This is a genomic window from Pseudomonas sp. BF-B-30, from assembly GCF_019956305.1.
Lineage (GTDB): Bacteria > Pseudomonadota > Gammaproteobacteria > Pseudomonadales > Pseudomonadaceae > Aquipseudomonas > Aquipseudomonas jessenii.
On record NZ_JAHBDG010000018.1, the window covers coordinates 37,770 to 53,246 of the forward strand.

The 15,477-nt window shown below is 61.2% G+C and carries 9 protein-coding genes and 1 pseudogene; all 10 read left to right on the forward strand.

What is annotated here, in order from left to right; translation table 11 throughout:
• Positions 1-255 precede the first annotated feature (255 nt).
• The 10 genes and pseudogenes from gltB to gspG all read left to right on the forward strand — a co-directional run bounded on the left by gltB (position 256) and on the right by gspG (position 15,476).
• Positions 256-4,701 carry a glutamate synthase large subunit gene (gene gltB / locus KGB29_RS11630; RefSeq protein ID WP_090452683.1) on the forward strand — a complete coding sequence of 1,482 codons (4,446 nt, stop codon included), beginning with the start codon at positions 256-258 and terminating at the stop codon, positions 4,699-4,701.
• A 32-nt stretch (positions 4,702-4,733) separates the two neighbouring features.
• Positions 4,734-6,152, forward strand: a complete 1,419-nt coding sequence (locus KGB29_RS11635) for an FAD-dependent oxidoreductase (RefSeq protein WP_007997363.1) — start codon at positions 4,734-4,736, stop codon at positions 6,150-6,152.
• A gap of 253 nt (positions 6,153-6,405) precedes the next feature.
• Positions 6,406-7,473 (forward strand): uroporphyrinogen decarboxylase, encoded by a 1,068-nt coding sequence (gene hemE / locus KGB29_RS11640; protein WP_057712346.1) that lies wholly within the window; start codon positions 6,406-6,408, stop codon positions 7,471-7,473.
• Between the two features lie 290 nt (positions 7,474-7,763).
• Positions 7,764-9,230 carry an N-acetylglucosamine-binding protein GbpA gene (gene gbpA, locus KGB29_RS11645; protein WP_154910318.1) on the forward strand — a complete coding sequence of 489 codons (1,467 nt, stop codon included), beginning with the start codon at positions 7,764-7,766 and terminating at the stop codon, positions 9,228-9,230.
• A gap of 77 nt (positions 9,231-9,307) precedes the next feature.
• Entirely contained in the window at positions 9,308-9,856 is a 549-nt protein-coding gene (locus KGB29_RS11650; RefSeq protein WP_154910319.1) for a cytochrome b, read from the forward strand.
• A gap of 4 nt (positions 9,857-9,860) precedes the next feature.
• Entirely contained in the window at positions 9,861-10,403 is a 543-nt protein-coding gene (locus tag KGB29_RS11655; RefSeq protein ID WP_154910320.1) for a hypothetical protein, read from the forward strand.
• Positions 10,404-10,411: 8 nt separating this feature from the next.
• Positions 10,412-12,331 carry a type II secretion system secretin GspD gene (gene gspD, locus KGB29_RS11660; RefSeq protein WP_154910321.1) on the forward strand — a complete coding sequence of 640 codons (1,920 nt, stop codon included), beginning with the start codon at positions 10,412-10,414 and terminating at the stop codon, positions 12,329-12,331.
• 4 nt (positions 12,332-12,335) lie between these two features.
• A pseudogene (gene gspE / locus KGB29_RS11665) lies at positions 12,336-13,808 on the forward strand (type II secretion system ATPase GspE).
• Between the two features lie 3 nt (positions 13,809-13,811).
• Positions 13,812-15,017: a type II secretion system inner membrane protein GspF gene (gspF, locus tag KGB29_RS11670; RefSeq protein ID WP_150811953.1), complete on the forward strand. Its 1,206-nt coding sequence runs from the start codon at positions 13,812-13,814 to the stop codon at positions 15,015-15,017.
• Between the two features lie 3 nt (positions 15,018-15,020).
• Positions 15,021-15,476 carry a type II secretion system major pseudopilin GspG gene (gspG, locus tag KGB29_RS11675; protein ID WP_057712339.1) on the forward strand — a complete coding sequence of 152 codons (456 nt, stop codon included), beginning with the start codon at positions 15,021-15,023 and terminating at the stop codon, positions 15,474-15,476.
• Position 15,477 lies beyond the last annotated feature (1 nt).

Sequence of the window (15,477 nt, forward strand, 5' to 3'; positions counted from 1 at the left end):
CGTCACAGTAGTCTTTGAGTCGTTGCGGTCAGAATTAAAAAAAGTTTTGACTAGCACAGCAGATCGCTTTAAACCTTTCACAAATGCGACATAGATTTGCGACATTTCGTCGTCAAATTTGTGAGCCTCTGTGTCGGTGTGTACAATGACCTCCCTTTTGCCCCCGCAAAGCCGGCGTACGTTCGGCGCGGTTGGTAAGTGGTTGAATTGAAAAGAAATTTGCTTCGCGAGAAGCAGCCTGGTGAGAAAGTGTCTATGAAAGCAGGTCTGTACCAACCAGATGAATTCAAGGATAACTGCGGTTTCGGCCTGATTGCCCATATGCAGGGCGAGCCCAGTCATACCCTTTTGCAAACGGCCATCGAGGCCCTGACCTGCATGACCCACCGCGGTGGGATTAATGCCGACGGCAAGACCGGTGACGGTTGCGGTCTGCTGATTCAAAAGCCGGACGTGTTCCTGCGAGCCATCGCCCAGGAAACCTTCGGCGTCGAAATGCCCAAGCAATACGCTGTGGGCATGGTTTTCTTCAACCAGGACCCAGTCAAGGCCGAAGCCGCTCGCGAGAACATGAACCGCGAGATCCTGGCCGCCGGTCTGCAACTGGTCGGCTGGCGCAAAGTGCCGATCGACACCAGCGTCCTCGGTCGCCTCGCCCTTGAGCGCCTGCCGCAGATCGAGCAAGTGTTCATCGGTGGTGAAGGCCTGAGCGATCAGGACATGGCCGTCAAGCTGTTCACCTCCCGTCGTCGCTCGTCCGTGGCCAATGCCGCCGACACCGACCACTACGTCTGCAGCTTTTCCCACAAGACCATCATTTACAAAGGCCTGATGATGCCGGCGGACTTGACCGCCTTCTATCCGGACCTGAGCGATGAGCGCCTGCAAACCTCGATTTGCGTGTTCCACCAGCGCTTCTCCACCAACACCTTGCCGAAATGGCCACTGGCTCAACCGTTCCGCTTCCTGGCGCACAACGGCGAGATCAATACCATCACCGGCAACCGCAACTGGGCCGTGGCTCGTCGCACCAAGTTCACCAACGACTTGATGGACCTGGAAGAACTCGGCCCGCTGGTCAACCGCGTCGGTTCCGACTCCTCGAGCATGGACAACATGCTGGAGCTGATGGTCACCGGTGGCATCGACCTGTTCCGTGGCGTGCGGATGATCATTCCGCCTGCGTGGCAGAACGTCGAGACCATGGACCCGGATCTGCGTGCGTTCTACGAATACAACTCGATGCACATGGAACCGTGGGACGGCCCGGCCGGCGTGGTAATGACCGACGGTCGCTACGCGGTGTGCCTGCTCGACCGTAACGGTCTGCGTCCGGCGCGTTGGGTCACCACCAAGAACGGTTTCATCACCCTGGCTTCGGAAATCGGCGTCTGGAACTACCAGCCTGAAGACGTGATCGCCAAGGGCCGCGTTGGCCCGGGCCAGATCTTTGCCGTGGACACCGAAACCGGTCAGATCCTCGACACCGATGCGATCGACAACCGTCTGAAGTCCCGTCACCCGTACAAGCAATGGCTGCGCAAGAATGCCCTGCGCATCCAGGCGACCATGGAAGACAACGACCACGGTTCGGCGTTCTACGACGTCGATCAGCTCAAGCAATACATGAAGATGTACCAGGTCACGTTCGAAGAGCGCGATCAGGTGCTGCGTCCGCTCGGCGAGCAAGGCTACGAAGCCGTAGGCTCGATGGGCGACGACACGCCGATGGCCGTGCTGTCCCAGCGCGTGCGCACGCCGTACGACTATTTCCGCCAGCAGTTCGCGCAGGTGACCAACCCGCCGATCGACCCGCTGCGTGAAGCCATCGTCATGTCGCTGGAAATCTGCCTCGGTGCCGAGCGCAACATCTTCCAGGAGTCGCCGGAACACGCCTCGCGCGTGATCCTCAGCTCGCCGGTCATTTCTCCGGCCAAGTGGCGCTCGCTGATGAACCTCGATCGCCCAGGCTTCGAGCGCGCGATCATCGACCTCAACTACGACGAAAGCGTCGGCCTCGAAGCGGCAATCCGCAACGTGGCCGATCAGGCTGAAGAAGCCGTGCGCGCCGGTCGCACCCAGGTTGTGCTGAGTGACCGTCACATTGCTCCGGGCAAGCTGCCAATCCACGCTTCCCTGGCTACCGGCGCCGTGCACCATCGCCTGACCGAGAAAGGCCTGCGTTGCGACTCCAACATCCTGGTGGAAACCGCGACCGCTCGCGATCCGCACCACTTCGCCGTGTTGATCGGTTTCGGCGCCTCTGCCGTTTATCCGTTCCTGGCCTACGAAGTGCTGGGCGACCTGATCCGTACCGGTGAAGTGCTGGGCGACCTCTACGAGGTGTTCAAGAACTACCGTAAAGGCATCACCAAGGGCCTGCTCAAGATCCTGTCGAAGATGGGCATCTCGACCATCACCTCCTATCGCGGAGCACAACTGTTCGAAGCGATCGGCCTGTCCGAGGAAGTCTGCAACCTGAGCTTCAAGGGCGTGCCGAGCCGCATCAAGGGTGCGCGTTTCGTCGACATCGAAGCCGAGCAGAAAGCGCTGGCCACCGAAGCCTGGAGCCCGCGCAAGCCGATCCAGCAGGGTGGTTTGCTGAAGTTCGTCCACGGTGGCGAGTACCACGCCTACAACCCGGACGTGGTCAACACCCTGCAAGCCGCTGTGCAGCAGGGCGACTACAGCAAGTTCAAGGAATACACGTCGCTGGTGGACAACCGTCCGGTGTCGATGATCCGCGACCTGCTGAAAGTCAAAACCCTCGACACTCCATTGGATATGAGCGAGATCGAACCGCTGGAATCGGTGCTCAAGCGCTTCGACTCCGCCGGTATCTCCCTGGGCGCCCTGTCGCCGGAAGCTCACGAAGCCCTGGCCGAAGCCATGAACCGCCTCGGTGCGCGTTCCAACTCCGGCGAAGGCGGCGAAGACCCGGCGCGTTACGGCACCATCAAGAGCTCGAAAATCAAGCAGGTGGCGACCGGTCGTTTCGGTGTAACCCCGGAATACCTGGTCAACGCTGAAGTACTGCAGATCAAGGTTGCCCAAGGCGCCAAGCCAGGCGAGGGCGGTCAACTGCCAGGCGGCAAGGTCAACGGCCTGATCGCCAAGCTGCGTTATGCAGTGCCGGGCGTGACCCTGATTTCGCCGCCGCCGCACCACGACATCTACTCGATCGAAGACTTGTCGCAGCTGATTTTCGACCTGAAACAAGTCAACCCGCAGGCGCTGGTCTCGGTGAAGCTGGTAGCGGAAGCGGGCGTCGGCACCATCGCCGCCGGCGTGGCCAAGGCCTACGCGGACTTGATCACCATCTCCGGTTACGATGGCGGTACCGGTGCATCGCCGCTGACCTCGATCAAATACGCGGGCGCTCCGTGGGAACTCGGCCTGGCCGAAACCCACCAGACCCTGCGTGGCAACGACCTGCGCGGCAAAGTCCGGGTACAAACCGACGGCGGCCTGAAAACCGGCCTCGACGTGATCAAGGCGGCAATCCTCGGCGCTGAAAGCTTCGGCTTCGGCACTGCGCCAATGATCGCCCTGGGCTGCAAATACCTGCGCATCTGCCACCTGAACAACTGCGCCACCGGCGTCGCGACCCAGAACGAGAAGCTGCGCAAGGATCACTACATCGGTACCGTCGACATGGTGGTGAATTTCTTCACCTACGTCGCCGAAGAAACCCGTGAGTGGCTGGCCAAGCTGGGCGTGCGTTCCCTCGAAGAACTGATCGGCCGTACCGATCTGCTGGAAGTCCTCGAAGGCCAGACCGCCAAGCAGCATCACCTGGACCTGACTCCATTGCTGGGCAGCGACCACGTGCCGGCGGACAAGCCGCAGTTCTGTGGCGTTGAACGCAACCCGCCGTTCGACAAGGGCCTGCTGGCCGAGAAAATGGTCGACATGGCCACTTCGGCGATCAACGACCTGAGCGGCGCCGAATTCGACCTGGATATCTGCAACTGCGACCGTTCCATCGGCGCGCGGATCTCCGGCGAAATCGCGCGCAAGCACGGTAACCAGGGCATGGCCAACGCGCCGGTCACGTTCCGCTTCAAAGGCACGGCCGGGCAGAGCTTCGGCGTGTGGAACGCCGGCGGCCTGCACATGTACCTCGAAGGCGATGCCAACGACTACGTCGGCAAGGGCATGACCGGCGGCAAGCTGGTGATCGTTCCGCCGAAGGGCAGTGTCTACCGCACTCAGGACAGTGCCATCATTGGCAACACCTGCCTGTACGGCGCCACTGGCGGCAAGCTGTTTGCCGCCGGCACCGCGGGCGAGCGTTTCGCCGTGCGTAACTCCGGTGCCCACACCGTCGTGGAAGGCACTGGCGATCACTGCTGCGAGTACATGACCGGTGGTTTCGTCTGCGTACTGGGCAAGACCGGTTACAACTTCGGCTCTGGCATGACCGGCGGTTTCGCCTACGTGCTCGACCAGGACAACACCTTCGTTGACCGGGTCAACCACGAACTGGTGGAAATCCAGCGGATCAGCGGCGAGGCGATGGAAGCCTACCGTAGCCACCTGCAACGCGTGCTGAACGAGTACGTCGAGGAAACCGACAGCGAGTGGGGTCGTGAACTCGCCGAGAACCTCGATGATTACCTGCGCCGTTTCTGGTTGGTCAAGCCGAAGGCTGCCAGCTTGAAAACGTTGCTTTCCAGCACCCGTGCCAACCCGCAGTGATATGCGCCTGAAGAGTTTGATGAGGTTTTAAAATGGCTGAACGTCTGAATAATGACTTCCAGTTCATCGAGGTCGGGCGCAAGGATCCGAAGAAGAAACTGTTGCGTCAACGCAAGAAAGAGTTCGTGGAAATCTACGAACCCTTCAAACCCCAGCAGTCGGCCGACCAGGCCCACCGCTGCCTGGGTTGCGGTAACCCGTATTGCGAATGGAAGTGCCCGGTGCACAACTTCATTCCCAACTGGCTGAAACTGGTGGCCGAGGGCAACATCCTCCAGGCCGCCGAGCTGTCGCACCAGACCAACACCCTGCCGGAAGTCTGCGGCCGGGTGTGCCCGCAGGACCGTCTGTGCGAGGGTGCCTGCACCCTCAACGACGGCTTCGGCGCGGTGACCATCGGTTCGGTGGAGAAGTACATCACCGACACCGCGTTCGCCATGGGCTGGCGCCCGGACATGTCCAAGGTCAAGCCGACCGGCAAGCGTGTCGCGATCATCGGTGCGGGCCCGGCGGGCCTGGGTTGTGCCGACGTGCTGGTGCGCGGTGGCGTGACCCCGGTGGTGTTCGACAAGAACCCGGAAATCGGCGGTCTGCTGACCTTCGGTATCCCCGAGTTCAAGCTGGAAAAGACCGTGCTGAGCAATCGTCGCGAAGTTTTCAGCGGCATGGGCATCGAGTTCCGCCTCAACACCGAGGTGGGCAAGGACGTGACCATGGAGCAACTGCTCGAAGAATACGATGCCGTATTCATGGGCATGGGCACCTACACCTACATGAAGGGCGGTTTTGCCGGTGAAGACCTGCCGGGCGTGTACGACGCCCTGGACTTCCTGATCGCCAACGTCAACCGCAACCTTGGCTTTGAAAAGTCGCCGGAAGATTTCGTCGACATGAAAGGCAAGAAGGTTGTGGTACTCGGCGGCGGCGACACGGCGATGGACTGCAACCGTACGTCGATCCGCCAGGGCGCCAAGTCGGTGACCTGCGCCTATCGTCGTGACGAAGCGAACATGCCGGGCTCGCGCAAAGAGGTGAAGAACGCCAAGGAAGAAGGCGTGAAGTTCCTCTACAACCGCCAGCCGATCGCCATTGTCGGTGAAGACAAGGTCGAAGGCGTGAAGGTGGTCGAGACCCGTCTCGGCGAGCCGGATGCCCGTGGCCGTCGCAGCCCCGAGCCGATCCCGGGCTCCGAAGAGATCATCCCGGCCGACGCCGTGGTTATCGCCTTCGGTTTCCGTCCGAGCCCGGCACCGTGGTTCGAACAGTTCGAAATCCAGACCGACAGCCAGGGCCGCGTGGTGGCGCCTGAGCAAGGTCAGTACAAGCACCAGACCAGCAATCCGAAGATCTTTGCCGGTGGCGATATGGTTCGCGGTTCTGACCTGGTGGTGACGGCGATCTTCGAAGGCCGCAATGCGGCTGAAGGGATCCTGGATTATCTGGGCGTGTAACCACTTTCCAGAAATGGAATGCAGTCCAAATGTGGGAGCGGGCTTGCTCGCGAAGAGGGAGTGTCAGTCGACAGTTTTGTTGCCTGACACACCGCATTCGCGAGCAAGCCCGCTCCCACAGTTGTTTCGTGGTATTGCGAAAACCGCGTTTACATTGCGACAAATTGACCTGATAGACAAAAGGCTGACCTGCATCCGTGCCTTTTGCGTCGCGCTCTGAGAAAATGCCCTCACTTTTTTTCCGGATGCCGACATGACTGCCCTGAAGAACGACCGTTTCCTGCGCGCCCTGCTCAAGCAACCCGTAGACGTCACCCCCGTGTGGATGATGCGTCAGGCCGGTCGCTACCTGCCTGAATACCGCGCCAGCCGTGCCAAGGCCGGTGATTTCATGAGCCTGTGCATGAACCCGGCGTTCGCTTGCGAAGTCACGATGCAGCCGCTCGACCGCTATCCACAACTGGACGCGGCGATTCTCTTCTCCGACATCCTGACCATCCCCGATGCCATGGGCCAAGGCCTGTACTTCGAAACCGGTGAAGGTCCGCGCTTCAAGAAAGTCGTCAGCACCCTGGCCGACATCGAGGCCCTGCCGATTCCTGATCCGCACAAAGACCTGGGCTATGTGATGGACGCGGTCAGCACCATCCGCCGCGAACTGAACGGCCGTGTGCCGCTGATCGGCTTCTCCGGCAGCCCATGGACACTGGCCACCTACATGGTCGAAGGCGGTTCGTCGAAAGACTACCGCAAGACTAAAACCATGCTCTACGACAATCCGCAAGCCCTGCACCTGCTGCTGGACAAGCTCGCGCAGACGGTCACCAGCTACCTCAACGGCCAGATCATGGCCGGTGCGCAAGCGGTGCAGATCTTCGACAGCTGGGGCGGCGCCCTCTCGGCGGCGGCGTACCAGGAGTTCTCCCTGGCCTACATGAAGAAAATCGTCAGCGGCCTGATCCGCGAGCACGAAGGCCGCAAGGTGCCGGTGATCCTGTTCACCAAGAGCGGCGGTCTGTGGCTGGAAAGCATCGCCGACGCTGGTGCTGATGCACTGGGCCTGGACTGGACCTGCGACATCGGCAGCGCCCGCGCCCGTGTCGGCGACAAGGTCGCACTGCAAGGCAACATGGACCCGACCGTGCTCTACGCCAAGCCGGAAGCCATCCGCGCGGAAGTCGGGCGTATTCTGGCCAGCTACGGCAAGGGCAGCGGCCATGTGTTCAACCTCGGCCATGGCATCACGCCGGAAGTCGATCCGGAACACGCTGGCGCCTTCCTGCGCGCGGTGCATGAGTTGTCGGCGCAGTATCACGAATAGCGATTGCCCGTTTCGACAAAGCCTGTCCCGCCTCGTGCCGGACAGGTTTTTTTGTGCCGTTCAAAAGCTCAATCGATAAAGCATCACTTGTTGTAAGAATGTTTTCTTTCTTTGTCGGATCGAGGAATGGAGAGACTGTTCCTGCCTCGTTCGGCGATTACTCCTACATAGAATTTTCTTCCACCCCCGTAAGGTTCCAGGCCCTTGTCCGGCGTATCGCCGAACAATCACGAAGTGAACAGGGGCGCCCACAAGGCGCCCTGTTTTCGATAAGCAGTCTGGAATACATCATGAAAATCAAGTTTGAAAAGAGAAGTGCATTAACCGCCTGCACTTCATCGATGATCCTGTTATCGGCAATGCTGGCCTCTCAAACCGTTTCCGCCCATGGCTATCTGGAAGTGCCGCCTTCGCGCGCGCTGGCTTGCCAGAAAGGCTTGAACACCAACTGCGGTGGCGCCCAGTACGAGCCGCAGAGTGTTGGTGAAACCTTCAAAGGCTTTCCGGCCGGCGTCGGCGGTGCTCCCTTGCAGGGACCGGTCGATGGCAAGATCGCCAGCGGTGGTCACTCGCTGTTCTCTGCCATGGATGCGCAGTCCGCCACCCGTTGGCACCTGACGGAAATCAAGGACCGCAACATCGATTTCCAATGGCGTTACACCGCGGTTCACCCAGCCACCAAGCACGAGTATTTCATTACCCGCAACGGCTGGAACCCGAATGAGTCGCTCAAGCGCGCCACCTTTGAAAGCACGCCGTTCTGCACCGTCGACGGCGGCAATCAGCGTCCCGAGTCCAGTGACAAGCACAACTGCACCCTACCGGCAGACAAGTCCGGCCATCACGTCGTCCTGGCCATCTGGACTGTCGGTGACACCGATGCAGCGTTTTACAACGCGGCAGACGTGAACATCCTGGCCGAACCGGATCTGCCGGGTGGCTGGTCCTCAGTGGGCAGCATTGCACCATCAGCCGCGTTGCTGGTGGGCGACAAGGTCAAGGCCCGCGCGTTCTCCGCCAATGGCGAGAGCCCGGACTATAGCGTCGAAATCAGCATCGACAACGCTGAAGAAGGGTCGCCGCAAAACTGGTCGTTCAAGCTGGCAGAAAAAATCAACCAGACCCACACCCTCGTTCGCGCCGGTATCCGTGACGAGAGCGGTAATGTCGAGCCGGTCAAAGGCGCCAACAGCCTTTACGCACAAAAAGAAAGCGGGGTAGTCCGCTACGAAGTGCAGCTGGACATGAAGGACGACGCCGCTGCGCGCATGTCGGTGGCCTCGCAGCAAGCCGAATACGTTCTGGATAAAGGCCGGGCCAAGGTCGAGTTCAGCATGACCTCGAACCGTCCGATGAACGTCGAAGCGACCTTGCTCGACCAGAACAACAAGCCGGTAGGCACCACGTCGGCACAAGTGGCCAGCGGCTCCACCTGGCTGTCCATGGATGTACGCAGCAACCCGGGTGCGCACACCCTGACCCTGGTCGGCACCACCCTGGATGGCCGCACCACCCGTCAGGACACCCAGACCACCCAACTGACTGGCGAAGGTGCCGGCGTCGAATACGATTTCGTGTTCCCTGAAGGCCTCGGCGACTACACCGCCGGTACCAAGGTTCTGCAACCGAAGACCAACGAAGTCTTTGAGTGCAAGCCATTCCCCGAGTCGGGTTACTGCAAGCAGTACAGCCCCACAGCCAACGGTTTTGAACCAGGTGTCGGTGCTCACTGGCACATGGCGTGGAACAAGTTGTAAGTCCCCCTTGTAGCACTTCAGGCGATCGGTAGCCGATCGCCTGAAGCTTTATTCTTCTGACGTTGATCGAGTTGAAAATGACTGTTTCGGGTTATTCCAGACAGCGCGTGCTGCTGCATTGGTTGTCTGCCGCGGTGATCCTGTGGACCTTGCTGTCTGGTTTTCTTGTGGCCGGTTTCGAGGTGTCAGCGCACATCAAGGAGTCGGTTGCGTTCTTCAATGTTTCGCTGACGACAGTGTTCATACCGTTTTACCTGTGGCGCCTGTTTCTGTTTTTCACTCATACCCGTTTTTCGGGCATGAAGTCGTTGTCGCTTGTCGAAGTGCTCGCATTGTTTGCCCACGCATTGATTTACCTCTTCGTCGGTGCCGTTCTGGTGACCGGCGTGTTGATGATGGATCGCCCGATCGATGTATTCGGGGTGATCGAGATCGATCAGCCGTTAAGCGATCCACAACTGATCGCTCTGTTCGTCACGGTTCACACGTGGGTATGTGTGGTGCTGTCGCTGCTGCTGGTCGCGCACATCGGCGCCGTCATCGTGCATGAGGCCTGCAACCACCGGGTGCTGCGACGGATGTCTTTGCGCCTGTGTGGCAAGCCTGGGTCCGGGCGACTTGAGTGAGGCCATGGTGATGTTTTCGCGCGAACGCTTGACCGGACTTGCCTTGCTTTTGAGCAAGGCGAGCCTGCTGGTTGTGCCGCTGGCCTATGGGGCGTTCCTGGGCTGGCAGGAGTGGCGCTATCGCGAACAGTTGGTGCTGCCAGCACCGGTCGAAACCTCGCGAACCGCTCCCGTACCCCGTCAAGCGCTCGACGCAACGGCGGTTGCAACGGTGCTCGGTCTGACGACGGGTGCCGAATTGCTGCCGAGCGCGGAACCGCTGACCTTGAAGGCAAGCTTCGTCGTCACTCACGGCTTGTCCCGGGTGTTGCTGGCAGACTCGCAAGGCGCGCGCATCTACCAGGTCGGCGAGCGCTTGCCCGGTGGCAGCATCTTGCGTCGCGTTGAGCCCGATCACGCGGTGTTGTGGAGCAAGGGCCGAGAGGCATTGTTGACGCTCCAGCCTCCCGTCACGGGTTTCCTGCAACGGCTCGCCCCCCACGGCAAGCCGCAAGTGCCGAACGTTTCTCCGCGTTTTTTTAGCCCGCTTGCCGGGCCGACAGAGTGATCAACTTCATGAATAGCTTTCTCGGTGCACAAGCACTGCGACCGGTGCTTTTTTTCGTCGCCATGGCGCTAACGCTTTCCCACGGCACACTTCAGGCCGAGGAAGAAAAATGGCAACTGGCGATGAACAACGCAGAGCTGCGCGACATCGTCGAAGAGATCTCCAACATTCTGGGGACCACCGTGGTACTGGACCCCAAAGTCTCCGGTCGAATCACCGTCATGTCCCGGCAGGCCCTCGATCGTGAAGGGGTGCGCCGGTTGTTCTATTCGGTGCTCGATGCCCATAACTTCACAGTGATCGATGAGGGCGACCGGATTCTCATCACCCCGGTTGCCGAGGCCAGGACACGGGCCGGCCAGGGCACGGTAAAAACCACCACGGCGTCGCAGTTCGTAACCGAAGTCATCGGCTTGAACACCGGTAGCGCCACCGATATTGCCGGGTTGGTGCGGCCATTGGTCTCTGCCAATGGTTATGTTGGCCCCTCGGTGTCGGCCAACGCGTTGGTACTGACCGATACGGCTGCCAATGTTAAGCGCATCGCCCGGGTGATCCGTGAGCTGGATTCCGGTCAGAACAACCTGCATGCGGTGGTTCAGCTCAAGCATGCCCAGGCGGGCGATGTCGCGCCGGTAATCGAGGCCACCATGGGCAAGCGCAATGCCGAGTCAGCCATACAGGTGCTGGCCGACACCAGGACCAATCGCCTGATTTTCATCGGTCCGCCGGTCGTCCGCCAGCGCTTGATCGAGCTGGCCCGAGGTCTCGATACGCCGGCCACCACGACCCTCGACAATGCCCGGGTGATTCGCCTGCGTCACAGCGATGCCAAGCAGTTGGCCGAGATTCTGGAGTCGATGGGGCAGGGCAGAAAGCAGACTTCCGTCGTCGGCAGCGCCAAGGACACGTCTGGCGGTGCAAGCTTCATGATCAAGGCCGACGAAAGCCAGAACGCGCTGGTGCTGATCGCCGAACCCGCGCAGGTGCGGACCATCGAAAACATCGTGCGTCAGCTGGACCAGCCACGGGCCCAGGTGTTGATCCATGCCGCCATCGTCGAAATCTCCGGCGACATCGCCGAGGCCGTCGGCGTGCAGTGGAACCTCAACACGGGTGACGCCAAGGGCTTCATCAACTTTCCCGGCACCGACATTCCGATCATCGGCGGGCTGAAGTTCGACGAGAAAAGATCGGCGCCGGAAGGGGCGATCCTGCAACTGGGCGGCGACCGCTTCGGTGCGCTGGTTTCGGCCCTGGCCAGCAACACCCACAGCAACCTGCTGTCCACGCCAAGCCTGTTGACCCTGGACAATCAGGAAGCCGAAATCATCGTCGGCCAAAACGTGCCGTTCAAGACCGGCTCCTATGCCACCAACAGCAACGGCGCGGAGAATCCGTTCACCACCGTCGAGCGCAAGGACGTCGGCATCAGCCTGAAGATCAAGCCTTACATCAACGAAGGCTCGACGTTACGCCTGGAGGTCGAGCAGGAGGTGTCGGACATCGCGCCTTCGGTGTCGGGCATTGATTCCTCGGACCTGATCACCAACAAGCGAGCGCTCAAGAGCACCATCCTCGCCGACGATGGCGAAATCATCGTGATCGGCGGCCTGATCAGGGACAGCGTGCGTACCCAGAAAAGCGGCGTGCCGCTGTTGCGGGACATTCCCTACCTCGGCGCGATCTTCCGCTGGAGCCGCGACACCCAGACCAAAAGCAACCTGATGGTGTTCTTGCGCCCGACCATCGTGCGCAGCAAGGAAGACCTGTCCCAGGTCAGCCAGCAGCGTTACAACGCGCTGCGTGACTTGAGCAAATCAGGGGCAGGGGAAAACAACTCGTTGTTGCTGCCATCCGAGGCGCGCGGGTTGTTCGAACCGGCCACCGACGCGCCAATATTCGATTTGCGCGGCAAGGCGCAGTGAATCCATGAGCGAACTCTGCGAGCAATTGCCCTTCGGCTTCGCCCGGCGTTTTGGCGTGTTGCTGGAGCATGACGGCGACGCCCTGCGCCTTGCCCTGCGTAGTGATGCGCCGCTCACCGCATTGGCGGAAGCGCGCCGGGTGTGCGGACGGGCGTTGCCATTTCAAATCGTCGGGGCCGATGAGTACGCCTCGCGCCTGGCGGCGGCCTATCGCGAGGGGCGCAGTGCGGTGGAGCAAGTTGCCCAAGGGCTGGACGAAGAACTGGACTTGCTCAGCCTGGTCGATCAGGTTCCGCAAACCGCCGACCTGCTGGAGCAACAGGGCGACGCGCCGATCATTCGCCTGATCAACGCGCTGCTCGGTGAAGCGGTGCGTGAGCATGCCTCGGATGTGCACCTGGAAACCTTCGAACAGTACCTGTCGGTGCGTATGCGGGTGGATGGCCAACTGCGTGAAATGCTCAGGCCCAAGCGCGAACTGGCGACACTGCTGGTGTCGCGGATCAAGGTCATGGCGCGCCTGGACATCGCGGAAAAACGCGTACCCCAGGATGGGCGAATGGCCTTGCGCCTGGCCGGGCATGAAGTCGATGTGCGGGTCTCGACGCTGCCTTCGGCCCACGGCGAACGGGTGGTACTGCGTTTGCTCGACAAGCAGGCCGGGCGCCTGGATCTGCACCGGCTGGGCATGCCGGACGATATCCTCGCGGCCCTGCGCCATCTGTTGGGCAAGCCCCACGGTATTGTGCTGGTGACCGGGCCGACCGGTTCCGGCAAGACCACCAGCCTGTACGCCGCCCTGAGCAGCCTGAACGACCAGACCCGCAACATCCTGACGGTCGAAGACCCGATCGAATACCACCTGCCGGGTGTCGGCCAGATGCCGGTCAATCCGAAGGTCGACATGACCTTCGCCCGGGGCCTGCGGGCGATCTTGCGCCAGGACCCGGACGTGGTGATGGTTGGCGAAATCCGTGACCGCGAAACAGCCGAAATCGCTGTCCAGGCGTCCTTGACCGGGCATCTGGTGCTCTCGACCTTGCACACCAACAGCGCGGCCGGCGCGGTCACGCGGCTGGTAGACATGGGCGTCGATGCCTATCTGCTGGCGTCCTCGCTGGTGGGCGTTCTGGCCCAGCGTCTGTTGCGCACCTTGTGCCCCCATTGCAAGGTTTCGTACCTCGCCGATGCGGCGGCCTGCCAGCGTCTTGGGCTCGACACGAGCACGCCGCACACCCTGTTCAAGGCCTCGGGCTGTGAACAGTGCCAGCACGGTTAACGCGGACGCATCGGGATTTATGAACTGATCAGCGTCACACCCGCCGTCTCGGCGTTGATCCATCAGGGCGCCAGCGAGCAAATCCTCGTCGACGAAACGCGCAAGGTCTCGCGCAGCCTGTTCCAGGACGGGCGCCAGCGGGTGCTGGAAGGATTGACCAGTCTCGATGAGTTGCTGCGTGTGACCCAGGAGAACTGACCGGTGCCGACCTTCGACTACCGCGCCCGCGATGCCCAGGGACGATCCTGCAAGGGACGGCTGGAGGCCGATGGGCCCCGCCATGGGCGACAGTTGTTGCGTGAACGTGGTTTGTGGCCGCGTGTCTTGACCGAGGTCAGGGGCGGCGGTGCGGGTCAGCAGTCGCGAGGTGGACGCCTGAGTGCTGCTGATCTGGCGTTGTTGACGTTGCAACTGTCAACGCTGGTTCAGGCCGGACTGCCCCTGGAGGAAGCGCTCGATGCGGTGGCGAAGCAGAGCTCGAAGCGCAAGGTTGCGAGCTTGCTCTGGGCGGTCAGGAGCCGGGTGATGGAAGGCCACGCACTGGCCTCGGCATTGGGGCAGTTTCCCAGGGCCTTCCCCGAGTTGTTTCGCGCCACCGTGGCCGCCGGGGAACGCTCGGGGCATCTGGGCCATGTGCTGGAGCAACTGGCGGCCTACACCCAGGCCCGCCAGGCCTCGCGGCAAAAGATCCAGATGGCCCTGGTGTACCCGTTGATCCTGATGTTGGCCAGCCTGGCAATCGTCGGTTTTCTGCTTGGTTATGTGGTACCGGATGTGGTGAAGATCTTCGTCGACAGCGGACAGCCGTTGCCCTGGCTGACCCGGGCGCTGATTGGCGTGAGCAACGGCCTGCGCAACCATTTCCTGTTGTTGATGAGCGTGCTGGCGACGCTGTTCGGCCTGTGGCGCTGGAGCTGGCAGCAGCCGCAGTGGCGTCTGCGCTGGCATCGTTGGGTGCTGAATGCGCCAGTCCTCGGTGAAGTGCTGCGTGCCATGGAAGCCGCACGGTTTGCCAGCACCCTGGCAATCCTCGGCAAAAGTGCCGTGCCGTTGGTGGACGCCCTGGAAATTGCTGCCGCGGTCATCGGCAACCTGACCATCCGCGCGCGGATGGTCGATGTCGCCCGCTCGGTCCGCGAAGGCGCAACGCTCACCCGTGGCCTGGAGCTGAGCGGTGACATCCCGCCGATGATGCTGCACATGATCGCCAGCGGCGAACGTGCCGGCGAACTCGACCGCATGCTGGCCCGGGCCGCCGAACAACAGGAAAACAGCCTCGCCGCGCGCATTGCGCTGGTGGTGGGCCTCTTCGAGCCGGCCATGCTGGTGTTGATGGGCGGCGTCGTGCTGCTGATCGTCATGGCCATCCTGCTCCCGATTCTCAGCCTCAACCAATTGGTGAATTGATCCATGCAACCTGTCCGCAAAAACCTTTCCCGCGCGCAACGCGGTTTTACCCTGATCGAAATCATGGTGGTGGTAGTCATCATCGGCGTGCTGGGGGCTATCGTGGTGCCACAGTTCATGAGTCGCCCCGATCAAGCCAAGGTCACTGCCGCCAGAATCGATATTCAGGCCATCGCCACAGCCCTGGAAATGTATCGCCTCGACAACGCCCATTACCCATCGACCCAGCAAGGCCTGGAAGCGCTGGTCAAGCGCCCCTCCGGACTGCCCGTGGCGCGTGGCTGGAACCCTCAGGGCTACCTCAAGAGCATGCCGGTCGACCCGTGGAACACGCCTTATCAGTACCTCAACCCGGGTGTACGGTCGGTAGACGGCACTTACGACCTGTATTCCCTGGGCGCCGATGGCGTAGCGGGCGGCGAAGGGTTTGCCGCCGAAATCGGCAATTGGGGCCATTGAT